This is a genomic window from Streptacidiphilus anmyonensis (assembly GCF_000787855.1).
Lineage (GTDB): Bacteria > Actinomycetota > Actinomycetes > Streptomycetales > Streptomycetaceae > Streptacidiphilus > Streptacidiphilus anmyonensis.
The window spans coordinates 189,080-210,894 of sequence record NZ_BBPQ01000002.1 but is presented as its reverse complement, the minus strand read 5'-3'; the positions used below and the strand labels follow the sequence as shown (position 1 = coordinate 210,894).

Here is a 21,815-nt window from a genome sequence, read left to right as displayed (position 1 = left end):
GGCGGGGGTGGGGAACAGTGGGGGCGGCCGGGAATGTCCTGGCTCCGGGGGGCCGGACGGGATCCTCGGGTCCCCGGGGCCAGGACGGGTGGTCGGACGTCAGGAGCCCGCCGGCCAGGCGATCTGTGTGGAGTGGTAGTAGTTCACCCCCATCGCCTTCCAGCGCGGGCCCTGCGCGCCGAGGCGCGCGTCGAACGCGGTCTGGTCATGGGTGGACCACGGCGACCAGCCGAGCTCGGCGAGGGCCGGGAGGCGAGGGAAGGCCATGTAGTCGATGTCGGCGGAGGTGACGATCGTCTCCGTCCACAGCGGGCCCTCCACGCCCGCGACCTCGGAGCCGGTGACGCCGGTGAGGTAGTCGCCCGGGTCCCAGGCGTAGGCGGTGTTGACGTCGACCAGGCCCGCCCAGGTCTGGCCGAGCTTGGTGCGGTGGTTGTACTTCATGTCCAGATAGGCGTGGTTGGCCGGGGACATCACCACCTTGGTGCCGTTCGCCGCCGCTGCGGCGAGGTTGGGAGCGCTGGTCGTGGTGTCCCAGAACTGGGCCAGCGCGCCCGCGGGCGGGGTGCCCGCGTTGGCGATGTCGTGCCAGCCCATCACCGACTTGCCGTGCGCGGTGACGAGCTGTTCGACCTTGCCGACGAACGTCGTGTAGTCCGACGCCGAGGTCGAGCCGGCCTCGTCCCCGCCGATGTGGAGGTAGGGGCCGGGGGTCAGCGCGGCCAGTTCGCCCAGCACCTGGTCCACGAAGGTGTAGGTGAGCGGCAGGGACACGCACAGCGAACTGAAGCCCACATTGGTGCCGGTGTAGAGCCCGGGGGCCGTGCCGTCGCAGTTGAGCTGCGCGTAGGAGGCCAGAGCGGCGTTGGTGTGACCCGGCATGTCGATCTCCGGGACGACGGTCATGAAGCGGGACGCGGCGTAGGCGACAACGGCCGAGTAGTCGGCCTGGGTCCAGTAGCCGCCCGCGCCGCCGCCGACCTCGGTGCTGCCGCCGTAGGCGGCCAGGTTGGGCCAGCTGTTGATCGCGATGCGCCAGCCCTGGTCGTCGCTCAGGTGCAGGTGCAGATAGTTGATCTTGTAGAGGGCCAACTCGTCGATGTAGCGCTCGACCTGGGCCACCGTGAAGAAGTGGCGGGCGAGGTCGAGCATCGCCCCCCGGTACCCGAAGCGCGGGTAGTCGAGGATCGTGCCGCCGGCGAGCGTCCACGGGCCCGGCTGCACCGTCGGGCTCATCACCTTGCCGGGCAGCAGTTGCAGCAGCGTCTGCACGCCGTGGAAGAGCCCGGCGGCCTGCTGTGCCTGGATCAGTACGCCCGCGCCGCCCACCGTCAGCCGGTAGCCCTCGGGCCCGACGGACGCCGGGGCGCCGGAGAGGGACAGGGCGATCGTGCCGGGCGTGCCGGCCCCCACGGTGAGGGGCAGCGCGTATCCGGTGGACGCGCGCAGGATTCCGGCGAGGTAGCCGCCGGTGTCGGCGTCGTCCGAGGTGACGGTGGCGCCGGAGGGCAGGGTGAACGTCGTGCCGTCGGCCGTCTCGCTGACCGGCGCGGGCACGACCGTGTCGGGGAAGGCGCTCGCCGCCGTGGCCCGGCCCGCGCCGGCCCCGAGGCCGGCGCAGACCAGTCCGAGAGCGGTCAGCACCACGACGAGCAGGCGACGCGGGCCGGAGCGCGCCATGCCGGCGCTCACCCCGCCACCGTGTCGGTCTTGGCGACGTTCCAGCCCGAGAGGCTGACGACCGGCGTCGCGCCTTGCAGGTCTGCCGAGTTGTAGCTCGCCGTGAGCGTCTCCGACTCGCCCGGCCACAGGGTGACGTCGTTGTCGCTCCAGATCGAGGACTGGAGCTCGTTGTCGCCCGGCAGCTCCGTCCCGGTCGCCGTCCCGCGGCGCAGGTCGGCACGGAGGAAGAAGCCGACGGCGGGCGTCGTGGAGGTGTTCGTGACGGTGACCGTCACCAGCTTGTCGGAGCCGTTCGGGCCGGCCTGGGCGCTCGTGGCGGCGGTGACGGAGACCGTCGCCGGGGCCAGGCCGCGCAGCGCGGTCAGGTTGGCGTAGGAGGACATGGACGCCTGCGGCTGCCCGATGGTCTTGTTCCAGTTGACGACGTCGGACGTGGTGTTGTTCCAGTAGACGTTGCGGTCCACCAGCACTCCGTTCTGACGCAGCAGCAGTTCGACGAGGTACACCGTGCCCGCGGCCGTCGGGATCTTCGGCGTGAGCACCTTGTTCTGGACCTGCTGCGAGGCGAGGGTGAGCGACCCGCTGGTCCGGTCGTCGAGCAGGGAACCGGCGGTGTCGTAGACCTTCGCCTCGACGGTCAGTCCACTCCGGGCCGCGCCGCCGAGGTTGTCCACGGTCACGGTGTCGTTGTCGAGGGCGTACAGGGCGTGCAGCGGACGGTTGGCCTTCTGCGCGCCGAAGTAGGCGCCGGCCTGGTCGCCGTCGTTGTTCCACAGCGACCACAGCAGCGTCGGCCAGCCCTTGTCGAGCTGCCAGTACACGGTGCCGGTCGAGGGTGCGGCGGCGTTGGTGGAGTGGTCGACGAACGCCTCGAACTGGGCGCGGGTGTCCTCGTAGTTCTGGACCTGTGCCTCCTCGACGTACTGGGCGAGGCTGGTGGGCGCGCCGTAGCGGTCCGTGACCGCCTGGTCGAGGTTGTCGTCGGTGCCGAAGTGGTAGCCGGTGTGGCGGGTGCCCTCGTAGTTGTCGTGGTACTGGTTGGCGCCGGGGCTCTGCCACAGCGCCGTCTGGTCGGCGGCGGACAGGAAGCGGTTGATCGAGTCGAGGGTCGGGATCGTGTTCCCCTCGCTCTGCTCGCTGTCGTAGCCCCAACTGCCGCCCGCGTTGGTGAGAGTGGAGTCACCGCTGTTCTCGTGGCTGGTGTCGTACCAGTAGCTCGGCGGCACCCAGTCGTACGGGCCCTCCTTCTCGCCCGAAGCGCCGAGCTGGGGGCTGGAGTTGTACTCGGCGGAGGAGATGAACGGGCCGGTGTAGTCGGCGGCAGCGAAGCCCTTGAGGGCCAGGCTCTCCTGCGTCGCGGTGGGCGCGTTGTCACTCCACTGGAAGCTGAACACCGAGGGGTGGTTGCGCAGGACTTGCCCGACCGACTTGGCCGTCAGCTGGTAGTTCGCCTGCTGGGCGCTGGTGTAGCTGGTGTTCTCCCAGAAGTCGCAGCACTGGTAGCCGGCGTTGACGAGGATGCCGGCGGCGTCCATCTGCTGGTACCAGTCGGCGGGCATCAGGTGGCCCTCCAGGCGGACGGTGTTGACGCCCATCGCCTTGAACAGGCCGATCTGCTTGGCGGTGTCGGCCGGGTCGTAGCGCAGGAAGAGATCGGGGTCCCAGCCGCCGCCGCGGATCACCAGCGGCACGTTGTCGATGGTGAACGCGCGGACGCCGCTCGGCGCCATCGTGCCGGCGCCGGTCAGGTAGGAGGAGACGGTGCGGATGCCGAAGGTCTCGCTGGTCGAGTCGAGCGTGGCGCCGTTCTGGGCGACGGAGGTGGAGAGCGTGTAGAGCGGCTGCCCGCCCAGCTGGTACGGCCACCAGATCTGCGGGGAGGCGAGGGTGAGGGAGGGGAAGGCAGTGGGCGTGAAGCTCACCGTCTGCGCGCTGTCGGCCGGGACCGTCACGCTCTGGCTGACGGTGACGGGCGTGCCGCCCGTGCCGGGCGGGGTGACGGTCGCTTCGACCGTCCCGGTCTGCGCGGTGCCAGTGGTGTTGGTGACGGTGGCCTTGACGGTGAGCGCGGAGCTGGAGAGGTCGGCGGCGGTGTTCTGGTCGACGTGGGCGTCGCCGACGAGCAGCGGGCCGCCGGTCTGGAGCTGGACCGGGAACTGGATGCCGGTGTTGTTGTCCGGCGGGATCTGCGTCCAGTCGACGTCGTCGAGGGTCGGCATCGTGGTCGGGTTGTTCGGATAGACCTCGATGGCGACGGAGTTGGCGCCCGAGCGGAGCAGCTTCGTCACGTCGATCGTGTTGCGGGCGTAGTCGCCGCTGATGGTGGCGGAGGTGGCGACCTCGGTGCCGTTGACCCACACGTCCGCCTGGCCGACGACGCCACCCAGGATCAGCGTGGCGTCCTGCCCGGCGGGCGGCGCGGTGAAGTCGGTGCGGTACCACCACGGGACGGAGAACTGCGCGATGGTGTCCGCGCCCACCTTGGTCATCTGGCCGAAGCAGGTCTTCATGGTGGTGGAGTAGAAGACGTTCGGGCAGGAGCCGTTCTGCAGCAGGGCGTTGATCTCGGTGCCGGGCGCGCCGCCGCCGTCGTTGCCGACGGAGAGCCAGCCCGTGGTGCTGAAGCCGGGGGTGGAGATGGCCGCTCCACCCCGCGTCGCGGTGGCGGAGGTGAGGACCTTCCAGCCGCCGCCGGCGCCGAGGTCGGTGACGGCGGTGGACCCGGTGGGGGGATCGGCGAAGGCGGCGGGTGCCGCAGGGGCAGGGGCCTTGTGGACGCCGGGGGAGGCATGCGCGGCGGGGGAGGCGCTGGGTGCGGTGAGGGAGACGGCGGCGAGGCAGGCCGCTGCGGCGAGGACTCCAATGCGTGGGGCACGTGCTAAGGCCATGGTGCACACTCCTCTCTGGTTAAGTTAGTTAACTTAACTATGCAGGGGAGGGGAGGGCAAGAGGTCGTTCGGACGGGGTCAGGCCGCGGCGGCTATCTCCTTCACGCGCGCCCGGCTCTCCGCGCTGCGCGCGGAGAGGTAGGCGTCGAGGAGCAGCGCGTAGCGCTCGCGCTCGGAGGGCGTGAGCGCGCGGCCGCGCGCGCCCGAGACGAGGGCGCGGATACGGGCGTTGGCCACCTCCACAGGGGAGAGCGGCGTGAGGACGTGCGCGTTCAACATGGGGAGAATCTATCGGTCGGGACTGACAACGCGCCTGCGAGATTCTCGATACGGGGTTGAAGGCGGCCTGGGCGGGGAAAAGCAGTTGGCCTCGAACGCCCGGGATGATCGGATCGCAGGGTGGAGACCCTCACGATCCTGTGGACCGGGCGGCTGTGGCTGCGGCGCTTCACCGCGACGGCGCGGGACCTGGACGCGCTCGCCTCCTTGCACGGGGACCCCGAGGTGATGCGGCGCATCGATGACGGACGCCCCCAGCCGCGCGAGACCGTCGCCGCGCGCACCCTCCCCGGCATCCTGCGTCAGTACGACGAACTGCCGCCCGGCACGGGCTGTTTCGCGGTCGAGAGCCGGACCGACGGCCGGTTCCTCGGCTGGCTCTCACTGCGGCCCCCGTCCAGCGTCGGCCTGGCCGCCGCACCCGCGGTCGGGCGCGGCGCCGTCCTCGAGCTCGGCTACCGCCTGCTGCCCGGGGCGTGGGGCCACGGCTACGCGACCGAGGGCGCCCGCGCCCTCGTCCGGCACGCCTTCACCGTGCTGGGCGCCGAGCAGGTCGTCGCGACGACGATGACGGTCAACTCCGCGTCCCGTCGGGTGCTGGAGAAGGCCGGCCTGACGCTGGTGCGGACCTTCTTCGAGGAGTGGCCGGAGTACATCGAGGGCGCGGAACGCGGCGACGTGGAGTACGCCGTGTCCCGGGCCGAGTGGGCGCAGGGCCCCGCCGCACCGTCGGCGTGAGCGCCCGCGGCGCGCCGGGCGGACTCCTTCCCGTCCTCGGTGTGCGGCGGTGGCTACCCCGGGGGCGGAGGCGGCTGACGCTCGTTCAGCTGGCGGCGGCATTCGCCCGAGAGGTGCGGGTAGGCCGCGCCGATGGCCTCGTAGACGCGGCGGCGGAGCAGGTGTTCGGCCGCGGCGCGGCCGGTGGTGCCGTGGAGCCCGTCGAGGACCGTGTCGTACTCGGTGAGCGCGTGGCGCAGGTAGTTGACCTGCCAGCGGCGCAGCGCGCCGGGCTCGGCGGCGTCGATGCGGGCGGGGGCAGGGTGACGGTCGCCGTGACGGCACGCCCGTTGTGCGTCGCGCTCGTTGCGGTGTGCGACCGCGCGGTGGGTGAGGGATTCCGGCGCGAGGCGGGGAACGCGGATGTGCAGGCCCTCGACCTCGGCCAGGACGGCCCGTCGGCGGCGCTCCGACGCCGCGCGGGAGCAGGCCGCCCGGCGCGAGGCGGCGCTCGCGAGCGCGGCGAAGGCGTCGGACGCCTCGGCGGACTCGACGCGTGCGGCGGAGTAGCGTCGGGAGGGTGCCGCGCCGCGGAAGCGCTGGTTGCGCACGGTCAGGTCGGGCGCGCCGAGCAGCTTGGCGACCATGCTGGGCGTCCAACCGCGGTGGCGCAGGTCCGCGAGCGAGAGATGGCGCGGCTCGTGGCCGGACACGACGGCTTGGAAGGGCTTGACGGGCTTGACGGGCGGGCCGGGCTGCCCAGGCGGGACGGGCGCGGGCGGCGTCGAAGGGTTCGGGGGAGTGTGGGCGTTCATGGCGACCCCGACGGGTTGGTGCGGTTGCGTGCGAGGTCCGGTCTAGCGGTGCCCACTGACAGCGTCCGCGCCAGCGACTAGAGTCGGGACCGTCAGGAGTCATGTGACATTGCATTCGCGCGCAGGGCATTGCATTCGTCCGCATGGCGCTGCATTCGCATGGCATGGCATTCGCAGCAGTTCCGGCAAGCGGTTCTGGCAAGCAATTCCGGCAGGAGGCACGACGGTGGGCGCTGAGTCGGTGTGGAGTGTGGACCCTCGTACGGGTGAGCCGCGCGGGGGCGGACCCGTGGCCGAGGTCTCCGGTCCGGCCGCGGTCGACGCGGCCGTGCGCGCCGCCCATGCGGCGCTCCCGGCGCTCGCTGAGCGCGCGCGCCGGGCGGCGCTCCTGCGCGCCGCAGCCGAGCGGCTGCACGCCGCCGGTCCCGAGCTGATCGCCGCGGCCGACGCGGAGACCGCACTGGGGACCGCCCGGCTGACCGGCGAACTCGCCCGGACCGTCTTCCAACTGCGCTACTTCGCCGATCTCGTCGACCACGCCGCCGAGCCGGGCGGCTTCCTCGACGTCCGCCGCGACAGCGCGGACCCGGGCCTCACCCCGCCCCGTCCCGACCTGTACCGGGTCAAGCTGCCGCTCGGCGTCGTCGGCGTGTTCGCGGCGAGCAACTTCCCCTTCGCGTTCAGCGTCCCGGGCGGCGACACGGCGAGCGCGCTCGCCGCCGGCTGCCCGGTGGTCGTCAAGGCGCACCCCGACCATCCGGAGACCTCCGAGCGGGTGGCCGCCGTGCTCCGGGAGGCGGTGCGCGAGGTGGGCCTGCCGGAGGGCACGATCGGGCTGGTCCACGGCTTCGAGGCCGGGCCCGGGCTGGTCCGGCACCCGCTGCTGGCGGGCGTCGGCTTCACCGGCTCCGCGCGCGGCGGGCGCGCGCTGTTCGACGTGGCGGCGGCCCGGCCGCGCCCGATCCCGTTCCACGGAGAGCTCGGCAGCGTCAACCCCGTCCTGGTCACCGAGGCGGCGCTCACGGGGACCGGCGCCGACCCGGGCCCGGGCACGGGCACGGGCACGGGCGCGGCGGAGGAGCTGGCGCGTGGGCTCGTCGGCTCGTTCACGTTGGGGATGGGCCAGTTCTGCACCAAGCCGGGCCTCGTGCTGGTGCCCGCCGGGGCGGCCGGGGACGCGTTCGAGAAGGCGGTGGCCGACGCCGCCGCGCAGGTCCCGGCCGGGGTCCTGCTGGACGCGCGGATGCGCGAGGCGTTCCTGGACGGCTTCGCCCGCCGGGCCGGCCTCGGCGACGTGCAGACGGTCGCCCCCGCCGGTTCCGTCCCCACTCCCGAGACCCCGCTCGCTGTCCGCGCCGGCGTGCTGAGCGTTCCCGCCGCGAGCGCCCTGCGCGGCTCGCACGAGGCGTTGCTGGAGGAGTGCTTCGGTCCGGCCACCGTCCTGGTCCGCTACGCGGACCCGGCCGAGGCCGAGGCGATCCTCGCCCGACTCGACGGCTGCCTCACCGCCACCCTGCACACCCCCGCCGCCGACCCCGACGCCCCGGCCCTCCTCGCCGCCCTCGCCCGCTTCGCGGGCCGGGTCCTCTTCGGCGGCTGGCCCACGGGCGTCGCCGTCGCCGACGCCATGCACCACGGCGGTCCGTACCCGGCCTCCACCTCGGCGGCCACCTCCGTCGGCGCCACCTCCGTCGAACGCTGGCTCCGACCGGTCTCCTTCCAGACCGTCCCCGAGGCGCTGCTCCCGCGCTGAGCCGAGGTCGCGCGCTGCCTCCGGAGCCCGTAGCCGGAGTCCGTCGCCGGAGCCCGTCGCCGGTGCGGCCCTGTCGGCGGCGGGCCCGCGCGCTCCCCGGAGGCCCTCACGCCGGGGCCGACCCGGCGGGGAGCGCACCTCGGGGGCCGCACCCGGCGCGTGCGGCCGGGTGCGTGCGGACCGAGCAATTCAGGTGCCCGGTGTGACTCCGGAACCGGCCCGGCCGGGAATAGCATGATCCCCATGTCTGCCCTCACTCGCGCCGAAGCGGAAGGACGTCGACGGCTGGTCGACGTCCGCGCCGTGTCCGTGGACCTCGACCTGACCGTCGGGGCCGAGGTGTTCCGGTCGGTCACGGTCATCGCATTCGGGTGCCGGACGCCGGGAGCCGGGACGTTCGTGGACGTGAAGCCCGCCGCGCTGCGGCGGGTCGTGCTGAACGGGCGGGAGCTGGACCCGCGGGCGCTCGAGGACGGGCGGTTCCCGCTGGAGGGGCTGGCCGCCGACAACGAGCTGCTGGTCGAGGCGGACATGGCGTACTCGCGTACCGGCGAGGGCATGCACCGCTACGTGGACCCGGCCGACGGCGAGGTCTACGTCTACACCCAGGCCTTCCTCGACGAGGGCCCGCGGATCTTCGCCGCCTTCGACCAGCCGGATCTCAAGGCCCCCTACCAGGTCGGCGTGACCGCGCCCGCCGAGTGGACCGTCGTCGGGAACGCCGGCGCCGTGGGCGAGCGCGAGTCCGTGCCGGGCCGCGGTGACGCGGCGGTGACGCGGTTCGCGCCGACCGCGCCGATCAGCAGCTACCTGGTGTGCGTGGTGGCCGGACCGCTGCACTCGGTGCGCTCCGAGCACGACGGCATCCCGCTCGGCCTGCACTGCCGCCGCTCGCTCGCCCCCTACCTCGACGCGGACGCCGAGGAGTTGCTCGCCGTCACCCGGCAGTGCTTCGACGCCTACCACGCGCTGTTCCGCCAGCGGTACCCGTTCGGCGGCTACGACCAGTGCTTCGTGCCGGAGTTCAACGTCGGCGCGATGGAGAACCCCGGCTGTGTCACGCTCCGCGACACCTTCCTCTTCCGTTCCGCCGTGCCGGACACCGAGCGTGAGCACCGCGCCATCGTCGTCGCCCACGAGATGGCGCACATGTGGTTCGGCGACCTGGTCACCATGCGCTGGTGGGACGACCTCTGGCTGAACGAGTCGTTCGCCGAGTACATGGGCTTCCGGGTCGTCGCCGACGCCACCCGCTACGGCGACGCTTGGACCGGGTTCGCCTCCACCAAGGCGTGGGGACGCGACGCCGACCAGCGGCCGTCCACCCACCCCGTCGCGCCGGAGGCCGTCGCCGACACCGCCGCCGCGTTGCAGAACTTCGACGGCATCTCCTACGCCAAGGGCGCGGCCGCGCTCCGGCAACTCGTCGCCTGGCTCGGTGACGAGGCCTTCTTCGAGGGCGTGAACCGTCACTTCGAGGCGCACGCCTTCGGCAACGCCACCCTGGACGACCTGCTCCAGTCCCTCGCCGCCTCGGGGGGACGCGACGTCCACGCCTGGGCCGAGCAGTGGCTGCGCACCACCGGACTGGACACCCTGCAGGCCGTCGAGGGCGCGCTGCGCCAGACCTCCGCGGACGGCGTGCTCCGGCCGCACCGCATCAGCGTGGGCAGCTACGACCGCATGGCCGAAGGTGTCGTGATGCTGCGTCAGCGCACGCCCGTGGAGCTCCAGGGCGGCAAGGAGGAGGCGCTGCCGGAGCCGCGCGGCGAGCTGATCGTGCCGGACGACACCGACCTCGCCTTCGCCAAGATCCGCCTGGACGAGCAGTCCTGGGCCGTCGTCAGGGAGTCGCTCGGACGCGTCCCCGACGAGCTCGCGCGCGTGGTGATCTGGAACAGCGCCCGCGACCTGGTCCGCGACGGCGAACTGCCCGCCGAGGAGTACCTCGAGCTCGTCGCCGCGCATCTGCCGGGCGAGTCCTCGGTCCACCTCGTGCAGGACGTCCTGGCGTTCGCCCGCCGGGTCGTCACGGACCAGTACCTGGCCCCGGGGCAGCGCCCGCCGGCGCTGGCCCGCCTCGGCGAGGTGTGCCGCAGCCTGCTGCGCCGCACCGAGGGGGACGCGAGGGACGCGGGCCTGCGACTGGTGGCCGTGCGCGGTCTGATCGACGCGGCGTTCGCACCGGTCGAGCAGGCGGAGCTGGTGGAGTGGCTGACCGAGGGCGCGGTCCCCGGCGGCCCGGAGCTGGATCCGGCGCTGCGGTGGCAGCTGCTGCTGCGCCTGTGCGTCCTCGGAGCGGCCGGCGAGGCCGAGATCGCCGCCGAGGCCGAACACGACCCGAGCGCGACCAGCGCGGAGGGAGCGGCCCGCTGCCGCGCCGCCCGGCCGGACCGCGACGCCAAACGGTCCGCCTGGGAGGCGGCCTTCGGCGGGGAGCTCTCCAACTACCTGCTGGCGGCGACCATCGACGGTCTCTGGCAGCCGGAGCAGTACGAGCTGCTCGACGGACTCGGCCTGCCGGAACGCTTCTTCCCGGCGGCGAGCGAGGCCGCGGCGCTGCGCGGCGCGGCCGTGGCCCGGCTGCTGACCTCCGCCGGAGGTTTCCCGACCTACGCCGCCACCGCGGAGGTGCTGGCCGCGGGCGACCGCGAACTCGCCCGTGAGGACCTGAGCGTCGCGCTGCGGCGCGGGCTGACGGACCGCCTGGACGACCTGCGCCGCGCCGTGCGCGCCCGGGCGCAGGCGGACCCGGCGGCGGACGCCGCGGTGTCCGCAGCCGAAAAGGGGGAGCGATGAGCACGGTTCTGCATGTGAGCGGGCGGGTCCTGGTCGGGCCCGAGGACGTCCGCGACGAGCTGTGGGTGGTCGACGGCCGGATCAGCTTCACCGCGCCGACGGGCGGCGAGGTGCGGACCGTGCACGGCTGGGTGCTGCCCGGCCTGACCGACGCCCACTGCCATGTCGGCCTCGACGCGCACGGCGCCGTCGACCGGGCGACCAGCGAGAAGCAGGCCCTCGCCGACCGCGACGCCGGCGCCCTGCTGCTGCGGGACGCCGGCTCCCCGGCGGACACCCGCTGGGTCGACGAGCGCGACGACCTGCCGCGGATCGTCCGGGCCGGCCGCCACATCGCCCGGACCCGCCGCTACATCCGCAACTACGCGCACGAGATCGAGCCCGATCAGCTCGCGGACTACGCCCGCCAGGAGGCGCGGCGGGGCGACGGCTGGGTCAAGCTCGTCGGAGACTGGATCGACCGCGACCTCGGCGATCTCGGCCCCTGCTGGCCGCGCGAGGCCCTGGAGGCCGCGATGACGGCCGCGCACGAGGAGGGCGCGCGCGTCACCGCCCACGTCTTCGGCGAGGACTCGCTGCGCGACCTGGTCGAGGCGGGCATCGACTGCATCGAACACGCGACCGGCCTCACGGAGGACCTCATCCCGCTGTTCGCGGAGCGGGGCGTGGCCATCGTCCCGACGCTGGTCAACATCGCCGGATTCCCCGAGCACGCGAAGGCGGGCGAGGCGAAGTTCCCCGCGTACGCACGCCACATGCGGGCGCTGCACGCACGCCGCTACGACACCGTCGCGGCGGCGTACGAGGCGGGCATCCCGATCTACACGGGCACGGACGCGGGCGGCTCCCTGCCGCACGGGCTCATCGCCCAGGAGGTCGCGGAGCTGGTCCGGGCAGGCCTGCCGGCGTCGGCGGCGCTCTCGGCGACGACCTGGGGCGCGCATGCCTGGCTCGGCAGGCCGGGCCTGGAGGAGGGCGCGCGGGCGGACTTCGTGGTGTACGAGGACGATCCGCGCAAGGACGTGCGGGTGCTGGCGGACCCTCAGCAGATCGTCCTGAACGGGCGCGCCCTGCGAGCGTGACGGGAGCGGCTCCCGCCGCCTCGGGGGCTGTGGACGGATGAGCCGTGGACGGATGGGGGGCGCGTCGACCCCGGGGGCGCGAGAGCTGCGGGTGCGCCCGGCGGTCGGCACGTCGGTGGCTCCCCGCGCCCTTGACGTGTGCAAGTGCATGCGGCGGCGGTGGGCGCGGGACTACGCTCGAACGCGAAGCTTGGGAGGTCTGGCGTGCTGGGGCTGCTCGAACGCGAACATGAACTCGACGCCGTGCGCGCGGCGGTCGCGACCTTGCGCGCGGAGCGCGCGGGCGGGCTGCTGGCCGTGACCGGAGCGGCGGGGCTGGGCAAGACCAGCGTGCTCGCGGCCGTGCGCGAGGCCGCGCTCGACGAGGGACTGCTGGTGCTCGCCTCCCGAGGCGGCGAGCAGGAGCAGGGCTCGGCGTTCACCGTCGTGCGCGGGCTGCTCCGACCGCTGCTGGAGGGCGTCGGGGACGAGCAGCGCCAGGCGCTCCTCGGCGGCTGGAATGACATCGTCGGCGCCGCGTTGGGTGTCGCGCCGAGCGCCGGGGCGGCACCCGACCCCCAGGGCGTGCGGGACGGCCTGGACTGGGTCGTCACCAACCTCGCGTTCTCCCGTGGTCCGTTGGTGATGGTCGTCGACGACGCGCACTGGGCCGACGCCCAGTCGCTCGCCTGGTTGGCGGCGTTCGCAGGCCGTGTCGCGGACCTGCCGGTGCTGCTCGTCGTCGCCTACCGGCCGGACGAGCTGCCCGACTGGGCGGACGCCTTCCGTGCCATGGCCGGCGACAGCGGGGTCACCCCGCTGGGGCTCTCCGCGCTCACGCCGGAGGCGGTGGACGCGCTCGTGCGCTCCCTCTACGCGGAGGCGGACGCAGGGGCGAATCCGGACACGGAAGCCGAGGCGGAGCCCGGGGGCGCCGGCGAGCGCCTCGGCGAGGTCGACGGCGCCGTGGACGGCGAGGTCGACGACCCGGACGCGGCCGACGCCATCGGCGCGTTCGCCCGTGACGTCTGGGCGGTCACCGGCGGAAACCCCTTCGAGACGGTCCAGTTGGCCGCCATGGCGCGCGAGCGCGGCATCGTTCCGAGCGAGGACTCCTGGGTCCGGCTGCGCGAGCTGGCCGCGGAGAGCACCGGCAGCGGGCTCATCTCCCGCCTGCGACGCCTCGGTTCCGGCCCGGTGCGACTGGCCCGCGCCGTCGCCGTGCTCGGCATCGCGACGCCGGTGGAGCACGCCGCGCAGGTCGCCGGCCTCGGTCCGGCCGAAGCGGACGCGGCGGCGGAGCGGCTGCGTCACGAACGCGTGCTGGCGGGACGTCAGGTCCTGGAGTTCGTCCACCCGTTGATCGCCACGTCCGTCTACCGGAGCATTCCGGAGGGCGAGCGCACCGACCTGCACGCCCGCGCGGCCATGACGGTCCTGGAGGCGGGGCGCAGCCCCATGGTCGCGGCCCGGCACTGGCTGGAGGTGCCGCCGGCCGGGGACGCCCGCGTCGTCGAGCAACTGCGGGACGCGGCCCAGCTGTTCATGCAGTCTGGTGCGCCGGAGACCGCGCAGCGCTGCCTCGCGCGCGCTGTCGAGGAGCCGCCGCCGGTGTCCGAGCGGGCGCACGTGCTCTTCGAGCTCGGCTGCTCCACCCTCCTCTACGATCCGGCCGCCACCGCCGACCAACTGCGGATGGCGCTCGCCCAGCCGGTGATCCCGGACCTGCTGCGCCACGAGATCAGCGTCCGGCTGGCGCAGTCGCTGGCCCACAGCAACAACCTCGCCGAGGCCGCGGAGACCATGGCAGCGGAGGTGCAGCGCGTCGAGGACGAGGCCTTGCGCCTCAAGATGCAGGTGTGGCAGTTCATGTGGGGCGCCTTCGACGCCTGGGAGCAGGGCTCGGAGGAGCGCTCCAAACGCCTGGCCGACCTGGCCGAACGTCTGGACGTCGAGGGCGACCGCTCCATCGCCGCCCGCTACGTGCTGGGCCTGCGCGCCTGGGACGCGACGGTGCGCGGCGAGCCCGTCGACGTGGCGCTGCACTACAGCGATCGCGCCCTGGAGGGCGAACTGCGGTGGGCGCACTCGGAGTGGGGCTTCGAGGTGCCCGTGCTGGTCGCGCTCACCTACATGTACGGGGACCGGCGCGAGCGGGCGCTCGAGCTCTTCGCGAAGGGCATCGAGGAGTACGAGCAGGCCGGCTGGCGCGGCGCCCACCTCTCCTTCGGGCACACCATCCTCGGCTACGTCCACTACCGCACGGGCGACTTGGCCGAGGCGGAGAAGGAGGCCCGGTACGGCCTGGAGCTGGCCAACCGCGTGGGCGAGGGCACTCCCGTCCACTGGTACGCGGTCGGCACCCTCGTGGCGGTCCTGACGGCGCGCGGCGCGACGGCGGAGGCGCGCACGCTGACCGAGCGCTACAGCTTCCGTGCGCCGTACTCCAACGCCGTGGTCTTCCCGGACGCGCAGACCGTCCGGGGCGTGTTCCTGCTGGGGCTCGGCGAGTTCGTGGACGCCGAGGCGGAACTGTCCCAGGCGGGCGCCCGCCTGGACGCCCGCGGGATGCGCAACCCCGGCTGGTGCGGCTGGCAGCGCGGCCTCGCAGCGGCCTGCGCGGGCCTCGGCGACCTGGACCGCGCCCGCGAGTTGGCCGCGGACCAGTTGGGGCGGGCCGAGCGCTACGGCACGCTCTCCGCGATCGGCACGGCCATGCGCGCCTCGGCCGAGCTCGATCCCGACCCGCAGGCACGCCTCGATCGCCTCCGCCTCGCCGTGCAGCTCCTGGACGGCGCGCACGCCCCGTACGAACGCGCCCGCGCCCTGCACGAGTTGGCCGTCGCCGTGGCCGCGTCCGGCCAGGACGCGAGGGAGGCGTTCCGCGACGCGACCGAGGCGGCGGAGTCCTGCTCCGCGGACGCCCTGGCGCACAGCGCGCGGGAGCGCGTCCGCGCGTAGCCGTGCGCGTCCGCGCGTGGCGGCGCGCTCGGGCGGTTCGGCGCTGCCGCTCCTGCTGCCGGGGCCGGGGCCCGTCGTCGCGTGTCGGCGGGGGCCACTAGGCTTTCCGTGTGGCAGCGCGTCCTTTGCATGAGATCGTCGAGTCCGGTTGGGCCCAGGCCCTCGCCCCCGTCGCGGGCGACGTGGCGGTGATGGGGGATTTCCTCCGCGGAGAGAACGCCGCCGGACGCGGCTACCTCCCCGCAGGCGCGAACGTGCTGCGCGCGTTCCAGCAGCCGCTCGCGGACGTCCGCGTGCTGATCGTCGGACAGGACCCGTACCCGACCCCCGGCCACGCGGTGGGCCTCTCCTTCTCGGTCGCGCCGGAGGTGCGGCCGCTGCCGGGCAGCCTGGTCAACATCTTCACCGAGTACCAGCGCGACCTCCAACTCCCCGCGCCCGCCAACGGCGACCTCACGCCCTGGACCCGCCAGGGTGTGCTGCTGCTCAACAGGGTGCTCACCACCGCGCCGCGCAAGCCCCGCGCCCACAGCGGCAAGGGCTGGGAGGCCGTCACCGACCAGGCCATCCGCGGCCTCGTCGCCCGCAACGCGCCCCTGGTGGCCATCCTCTGGGGCAAGGACGCCCGCGGCCTCAAGCCGCTGCTGGGCGAGGTGCCCTGCATCGAGTCCTCCCACCCGAGCCCCTACTCGGCGGACTACGGCTTCTTCGGCTCCCGCCCCTTCTCCCGCGCCAACGACCTCCTCGTCAAGCAGGGCGCCCAGCCCGTCGACTGGCGCCTGCCGTAACGCTGGGGCTTCACACCGTCGTGCCGATGCCGCCGTCGACGGGGATCACCGCGCCGGTGACGTAGGAGCCCGCGCGGCTGGAGAGGTAGACGGCGACGCCGGCCATGTCGTCGGGGCGGCCGATGCGGCGCAAGGGGGCGGACGCGGCGATCTGGTCGCCGACGGCGGCCAGGGTGGCGGCCATCATCTTCGACTCGAACGGGCCCGGGGCGATGGCGTTGACGGTGATGTGCTGCGGCCCCAGCTCCTTCGCCAGGACGCGGGTCAGGTGGTGCAGGCCCGCCTTGCTCGCGGCGTAGGAGTAAGTGGGCAGCGGGCTGACGTGGAGGCCGTCGATGGAGCCGACGTTGATGATCCGGGCGGGGGAGTCCGGCGTGCCGGCGGCGCGGAGGAGGGGCAGCAGGGCCTGGGTGAGCAGGAAGGGGCTGCGCAGGTTGAGGTCCATGACCTTGTCCCAGCCGCTGACGGGGAAGTCGTCGAGGGTCGCGCCCCAGGTGGCGCCCGCGTTGTTGACCAGGATGTCCAGGCTCTCCTCGCGCGAGGCCAGCTCCTCGGCGAGCCGGGCGATCTCCGACTCCTCGGAGAGGTCGGCGGGCAGCGGGACCGCCTCGCCGTGCTGCTTCAGCTCGGCCGCGGCGGCCTCGCAGGCCTCCGGCTTCCGGGAGCTCACGTAGACCTTGGCGCCCGCCTGGACCAGGCCGCGGGCGATCATCAGACCGATGCCCCTCGTCCCGCCGGTGACCAGGGCCGTCCGGCCGGAGACGGAGAAGAGATCACTCACAGCTGCTCCCGGAGGTTCGCGTGGTTGGGAGCACCACGCTAGTCCAGCCCCGAACGGCTGGGGCGGTTGGTGATCGTGGGGATCTGTCACTCTAAAGAGTGAACTGACTGCGTGTGCTGACTCGGTGACACACGGTTCGCAAGAATAAGCGGGTCCGATTCCGTGCATCGCCCAGCCGTTCCCGGCATGTACGTACGTTCCCAGGTGGGGGTTACACCGTGCTGTCCCTGTCCCGTCGTCGTCGCTTCGCCACACCCTTCGCCTTGTCCGGCGCACTCGCCGCGGTCTCGCTGATGGGGGTGGCCGAACCCGCGCACGCGACCACGGGGTCGGGCACCGCGTCCGCCACCACGGCGGAGGTCGCGCTGGACGTCCGGCTGCTGAGCGCGGCCGACATCCCGGTCGACGTCTCGCTCAACAAGATCTCCGCGCCCGCCTCGCGCAGCGGCGCCGCGCTGAGCACCGTGGTCGGCAGCGGCGTCGAGAACGACCAGCCGGTCAACCTGGTGATGGCGCAGGTCGGTCAGACCGACGCCGTCGTCGACGCCCACGGCTCGCGCGCCTCCGTCACCCTCGCCGACGCGCACCTGCACCTGCCCGGCCTGCCGCTCACCGAGCTGGTGGGCCTCAAAGCCGTCAGCGCCGAGGCGGACTGCCCCGTCGACGGCGCGCCGAGCGCGAGCGCGGAGGCCCTGGGGGAGATCACGATCCTCGGCGTCCACGTACGCCTGAGCGCGCACGGCGACACGGTGGTCCGGGTCCCTGCCCTGGGCGTGGTGGACCTCAAGCTCTCCCAGCACACCACGACGTCGGACTCGGCGGCGGCGACGGCGGTCGAGCTGGACGTCGACGTGAACCCGCTGGCGCTGAACGTCGCAGCCGTGCGGGGGAAGATCGTGCTCGCCGACGTCTCCTGCACGAAGGGCTCGGGTCACGGCGGCTCCGACGGCGGCTCCAACGGTGGCGGGGTCAACGGCGGAGGCTCCAACGGCGGAGGTTCCAACGGCGGCGCGACGGGCGGGGGTTCGGGCGACTCGGGCGGCGGCACGCCGTCGAGCGGGCCGTCGCAGGGCATGAGCGGCGGCTCCGGTGGCACGGGCGGCGTCGGCGCGGCGGGCGGCAGCGGGACCGGCGGCGCGGGCGGTGCGAGCCCGGTGGCCGACGTGTCCACCCCGCCGACCGCGCCGAGCGGCTCGACGCACCTGGCGGAGACGGGGAGCAGCAGCGCCACGCCGGTGATCGCGGGCGCGGCCCTGGTCGTGCTCGGCGCGGGCGGCGGCGTGGTCGCGCTGACGCGCCGTCGGCGCCGCGGCTGAGTCGCTGCCGGAGCCGAATCGCTGCCGAGTCGCTGCCGGAGCCTGAGTCGGAGCCGGGCTGAGTCGGTGCCGCGGCTGAGTCGACGCCGTCGGCGAGCCGGTCCGTTCGGTCGTGCACTGGACGCCGGCCGCGCGGGCCTCAGCGGCCGCAGCTGAGCCGCAGCGCGTCGCAGAAGGCGTCCGTCGTGGCGCGGTCGCGGACCGCGATGCGGAGCCAGTCCGGGCCGAGGCCCGGGAAGGTGTCCCCGCGGCGGACGGCGAAGCCGGCCTCGCGGAGGCGGAGGCGCACCTTGTCCGCGTCGGGGAGTTCGACCAGCACGAAGGAGCTGGCCGGGACGCCGTGGACGCGGACGCCCGGGATCTCGGCGAGCCGGGTCAGCAGGTGCGCGCGGTCGACGGCGGTGGCCCGCGCGGCTGCCTCCGCCTCCGCGAGCGCGGCCGGGGCGGAGGTCGCGACGGCGGCGGCGAGCGCGGGGGAGGAGACCGGCCACAGCGGTTGCGCGGCCTCCAGCCGCGCGATCAGTTCCGGTGCGGCCAGCACGTAACCGATGCGCAGCCCGGCCAGACCCCAGGTCTTGGTCAGGCTGCGCAGCACGACCAGACCCGGCAGGTCGCGGCGGCCGGCGAGGCTCTCGGGCTCGCCGGGCACCGTGTCCGCGAACGCCTCGTCCACCACCAGGACGCGGCCGGGACGGGTCAGCCCGGCCAGGGTCTCGGCCGGGTGCAGGACGGAGGTGGGGTTGGTGGGGTTGCCGACCACGACCAGATCGGCAGTGGAGGGGAGCGCCGAGGGGTCGAGGCGGAAACCCGCCTCCGGAGGGAGCACCAAGCGGTCCACCGGGTGCCCGGCGTCGCGCAGCGCGGCCTCGGGCTCGGTGAACTGAGGGTGCACCACGACGGCGTGGCGGGGGCGCAGGGCTCGTGCGAGGAGCACGAAGGCCTCCGCCGCGCCGGACGTGAGCAGGACCTCCTCGGGCGCGCGCCCGTGCCGCGCGGCGACCGCCGCGCGTGCGGCGGTGCCGTCGGGGTAGGCGGCGAGGCTGCCGAGGCTGTCGGCGAGGATCTCGCGCAGCCAGGTGGGCGGCGTGCCCGTCCGCACGTTGACCGCGAGGTCGACCAGGCCGCCGCCGACCTCGCGGTCGCCGTGGTGGCGCAGCAGGTCGCGGCCGTCGCCGGGATCTGCGTCGTCAGTGTGCATGGCTCTGGTCGTGGTGGTGACCGTGCTGCCCGTGCCCGTGGTCGCCGTGCCCGTGGCCGCCGTGCCCGTGGTCGTGGGTCGGGTCGTCCGGGTGGTGGTGCGGGCGCTGCGGCGCGCCGACCTTGGCCTCGAAGCCCGGCATGGCGATGCGGTAGACGCAGGTGTCGCAGTTCATCCGCAGGTCGCCCTGCTCGGTCTCGCGGTAGCGCTCCAGGACCAGTTCGGCCAGCTCCTCGGTCGCGCCGAGCACACCCGCCTGCCGCACGTCCACGTCCGGGTGCGCCTCGGCCCACTCGCGCGCCTGCTCGGCGACGCGGTCCGGCAGGATGCCGGTGAAGAGGAAGTACGGCAGCACCACGACACGCTTCGCGCCCAGCAGCGCGCAGCGGGTCAGGCCGTCGGGGACGTTCGGCGCGGCCAGCGAGACGAAGGCCGTCTCGACGCCGGCGAGGCCCCGGCCCTCCCAGAACAGCCGTGCCACCTTCGCGACTTCGGCGTTCGCGTCCGGGTCCGTCGAGCCGCGGCCGACGAGCAGGACGGTCGTCTCGGCGCGCTCCTCGGGCGTGACGACCTCGTCGAGGCGGCGCTCCAGGACGGTCAGCAGGGACGGGTGCGGGCCGAGCGGTCGGCCGTAGCGGAAGCTGGTGCCCGCGTGGCGTTCGCGCTCGCGTACCAGCGCGGCCGGGATGTCGCCCTTGGCGTGCCCGGCGGAGACCAGCACCAGCGGCACGGCCGCGAATCGGCGCGCGCCCTGCTCGACCAGCTCGGCCACGGCGTCGGCGAGCGGCGGCGGGGACAGCTCGATGAAGCCGCCGCCGACCGGGGTCTGCGGCAGGCGTGCCTTCAGCAGCTCGACGAACTCGCGGAAGGCCTCCGCGCCGTCCTCGTCACGGGTGCCGTGGCCGACCAGCAGCAGCGCGGGGGAGGTCACAGGTTCTCCTCGGGAGTCGTGGTGATGTCGTACAGGTCCGGGTAGAGCAGGGCGTTGACGGCCGCGGCGGCCACGGCCGAGCCGCCCTTCTCCGAGATGTTGCTCACGCCGGGCAGTCCCGACGCGCGCAGGGCGGCCTTGGACTCGGCGGCGCCGACGAAGCCGACGGGCAGACCGATCACGAGCGCCGGGCGCGCGTCGAGGACGAGCAGCTCCTCCAGGGCGGTCGGCGCGCAGCCGATGACCCAGACCGCGCCGTGGCCGACCTCCGCCAGGGCCATCCGCACGGCTGCCGCCGAGCGGGTCAGCCCGGCGTCGGGGTCGGCCTTGGCCTGCCGCACGCGGCAGACCGACTCGCGCGCGGTGATCCCCGCCGCGACCATCTCCACGTCCGCGACGATCGGGGCGCCCGCGGCGAGCGCGTCCGCGGCGGCGCGCAGGACGGACTCGTCGGCGAGGACGAGGTCGTCGAAGTACTCCAGGTCCGCGCTGGCGTGGACGACCCGCTCCGCCACGGCCCGGGTGAGCGGCGGCAGGTGGGAGGCGTCGTGCCGGGCACGCAGGCGGCGGTACGACTCCGCCTCGATGGGATGGACCTGACGGTGGATCATGAGGCGTGCTCCTGAAGGGGATCGACGGGCAGCAGGTCGATCGCGTCGACCGGGCAGACGTCCAGGCACTTCACCCCTGCCACCGGTACCCGCGCGGGGTGACGAAGCGTCCGGCGACCTCGCGCGAGGCGGTGTTGCCGACGGTGACCACGGTGAACATGTCCACCTCGGTCGGGTCGAGGGCCGCCAGCGTCGTCACCCTGTGCCACTCGTCCGGGCGGGAGACGCTGCGGGCGATGCCGACCGGGGTCGCGGGGGCGTCGCGGTGCTCCGCGAGGATGGACAGCGCCTTGGGCAGCTGCCAGTCGCGGGCGCGGCTGCGCGGGTTGTAGAAGGTGACGACCAGGTCGGCCTCGGCGGCGGCGCGGACGCGGCGCTCGATGACCTCCCACGGGGTGTGCAGGTCGGACAGGCTGATCGAGACGTGGTCGTGGCCCAGCGGCGCGCCCAGCAGCGAGGCCGCCGCCATCGCGGCGGTCACGCCGGGGACGCCGACGACGTCGATGTCCGCGCCGGCCTCGGCCAGGGCCGGGGAGGCCATCGCGTAGACGCCGGCGTCGCCGCTGCCGATCAGCGCGACGGCCAGGCCCTGCTGGGCCAGGCGGACCGCGCTGCGGGCGCGCTCCTCCTCCGCGCCCAGCCCGGTGGCTTCGATGCGCACACCGGGCCGGAGCAGGTCGCGGATCTGGTCGACGTACTGGTCCAGGCCCACGATGACCGAGGCGCGCCGCAGTTCGGTGCGGGCGCGGTCGGTGAGCAGGTCGCGCGCGCCGGGGCCGAGGCCCACGATCGCGAGGCGGCCGCGCAGCGGGCGGCGGGCGACGGCGACGGTCGCCATCGCGGCGCGGCCCTCGGGCGCCGACTTCCGCTTGGGGACCAGGAGTTCGGTGGTCTCCGCGCCGAGCAGGGCGGCGGCCTCGGCGACGCTCGGGGTGCCGACGGCGGCCAGCGGCGCCTCCGAGGGGTTGGGCACGGTGACGGCGGCCAGCTCGTCGGCGGTGAAGAACCGCGCCGGGACGCCGAGTTCGGCGGCGGCCGCGAGCAGGCCCGGCTCGTCCGCCTTGGCGTCGACGCTGGCGAGGCTGTGCAGTGAGCGGGCGTCCAGGCCCGCGTCGGCGAGTGCCGTGCGGAGCAGCTCCAGGATCTCCGAGGCCGGCGCGCCCTTGCTGGCTCCGACGCCGACGACCAGGCTCGGCGGGAACAGCCGCACGGTCGGCACCGCCGTAGCGGAGGC

At 74.1% G+C, this 21,815-nt stretch carries 16 protein-coding genes; 7 read left to right on the top strand and 9 right to left on the bottom strand.

Going from position 1 to position 21,815, the window contains the following annotated elements; genetic code table 11:
* Positions 1–99 precede the first annotated feature (99 nt).
* The 3 genes from TR50_RS03520 to TR50_RS03510 all read right to left on the bottom strand — a co-directional run bounded on the left by TR50_RS03520 (position 100) and on the right by TR50_RS03510 (position 4,850).
* Positions 100–1,680, bottom strand: a complete 1,581-nt coding sequence (locus TR50_RS03520; protein ID WP_084699741.1) for a beta-N-acetylhexosaminidase — start codon at positions 1,678–1,680, stop codon at positions 100–102.
* Between the two features lie 8 nt (positions 1,681–1,688).
* Positions 1,689–4,571, bottom strand: coding sequence for a glycosyl hydrolase 2 galactose-binding domain-containing protein (locus TR50_RS03515; RefSeq protein WP_042414514.1), 2,883 nt, complete (start codon positions 4,569–4,571; stop codon positions 1,689–1,691).
* A gap of 78 nt (positions 4,572–4,649) precedes the next feature.
* Positions 4,650–4,850, bottom strand: coding sequence for a hypothetical protein (locus TR50_RS03510; RefSeq protein WP_042413792.1), 201 nt, complete (start codon positions 4,848–4,850; stop codon positions 4,650–4,652).
* Positions 4,851–4,970: 120 nt separating this feature from the next.
* On the opposite strand from TR50_RS03510, the gene TR50_RS03505 reads away from it, so the two are divergent.
* Positions 4,971–5,588: a GNAT family N-acetyltransferase gene (locus TR50_RS03505; protein WP_174514798.1), complete on the top strand. Its 618-nt coding sequence runs from the start codon at positions 4,971–4,973 to the stop codon at positions 5,586–5,588.
* A gap of 53 nt (positions 5,589–5,641) precedes the next feature.
* On the opposite strand, the gene TR50_RS03500 is transcribed toward TR50_RS03505, so the two are convergent.
* The gene (locus tag TR50_RS03500; RefSeq protein WP_236654244.1) at positions 5,642–6,382 is read right to left on the bottom strand and encodes a hypothetical protein; all 741 of its coding nucleotides are present in this window, start codon (positions 6,380–6,382) and stop codon (positions 5,642–5,644) included.
* A 226-nt stretch (positions 6,383–6,608) separates the two neighbouring features.
* Between TR50_RS03500 and TR50_RS03495 the strand changes: the two genes are divergently transcribed.
* From TR50_RS03495 to TR50_RS03475, 5 genes are all read left to right on the top strand, one after another.
* A complete protein-coding gene (locus tag TR50_RS03495; protein ID WP_042413783.1) occupies positions 6,609–8,135 on the top strand; it encodes an aldehyde dehydrogenase (NADP(+)) in 1,527 nt (508 codons plus the stop codon).
* A gap of 243 nt (positions 8,136–8,378) precedes the next feature.
* On the top strand, positions 8,379–10,934 hold the full coding sequence (gene pepN, locus TR50_RS03490; RefSeq protein WP_369405692.1) for an aminopeptidase N: 2,556 nt from the start codon (positions 8,379–8,381) through the stop codon (positions 10,932–10,934).
* A complete protein-coding gene (locus TR50_RS03485) occupies positions 10,931–12,016 on the top strand; it encodes an amidohydrolase family protein (RefSeq protein ID WP_042413772.1) in 1,086 nt (361 codons plus the stop codon). The genes pepN and TR50_RS03485 overlap by 4 nt, the downstream gene beginning before the upstream one ends.
* A gap of 204 nt (positions 12,017–12,220) precedes the next feature.
* Complete coding sequence (locus tag TR50_RS03480) at positions 12,221–14,956, top strand: ATP-binding protein (RefSeq protein ID WP_042413769.1); 2,736 nt, start codon at positions 12,221–12,223, stop codon at positions 14,954–14,956.
* A 110-nt stretch (positions 14,957–15,066) separates the two neighbouring features.
* Entirely contained in the window at positions 15,067–15,744 is a 678-nt protein-coding gene (locus TR50_RS03475) for a uracil-DNA glycosylase (RefSeq protein WP_042413766.1), read from the top strand.
* A 10-nt stretch (positions 15,745–15,754) separates the two neighbouring features.
* On the opposite strand, the gene TR50_RS03470 is transcribed toward TR50_RS03475, so the two are convergent.
* Positions 15,755–16,525 carry an SDR family oxidoreductase gene (locus TR50_RS03470; protein WP_042413764.1) on the bottom strand — a complete coding sequence of 257 codons (771 nt, stop codon included), beginning with the start codon at positions 16,523–16,525 and terminating at the stop codon, positions 15,755–15,757.
* Between the two features lie 263 nt (positions 16,526–16,788).
* Between TR50_RS03470 and TR50_RS03465 the strand changes: the two genes are divergently transcribed.
* Entirely contained in the window at positions 16,789–17,841 is a 1,053-nt protein-coding gene (locus TR50_RS03465) for an LAETG motif-containing sortase-dependent surface protein (RefSeq protein WP_160311071.1), read from the top strand.
* A gap of 139 nt (positions 17,842–17,980) precedes the next feature.
* On the opposite strand, the gene cobC is transcribed toward TR50_RS03465, so the two are convergent.
* The 4 genes from cobC to cobJ form a co-directional block, all read right to left on the bottom strand.
* The gene (gene cobC / locus TR50_RS03460) at positions 17,981–19,039 is read right to left on the bottom strand and encodes an Rv2231c family histidinol phosphate aminotransferase CobC (RefSeq protein WP_042413760.1); all 1,059 of its coding nucleotides are present in this window, start codon (positions 19,037–19,039) and stop codon (positions 17,981–17,983) included.
* Positions 19,029–19,970 carry a sirohydrochlorin chelatase gene (locus TR50_RS03455; RefSeq protein ID WP_042413757.1) on the bottom strand — a complete coding sequence of 314 codons (942 nt, stop codon included), beginning with the start codon at positions 19,968–19,970 and terminating at the stop codon, positions 19,029–19,031. Before TR50_RS03455 ends, cobC begins: the two co-directional genes overlap by 11 nt.
* Positions 19,967–20,578, bottom strand: coding sequence for a precorrin-8X methylmutase (locus tag TR50_RS03450; RefSeq protein WP_042414506.1), 612 nt, complete (start codon positions 20,576–20,578; stop codon positions 19,967–19,969). The genes TR50_RS03455 and TR50_RS03450 overlap by 4 nt, the downstream gene beginning before the upstream one ends.
* Positions 20,579–20,651: 73 nt before the next feature.
* The coding region (gene cobJ, locus TR50_RS42265) for a precorrin-3B C(17)-methyltransferase (RefSeq protein WP_063774996.1) at positions 20,652–21,815 on the bottom strand (1,164 nt) is incomplete at its 5' end.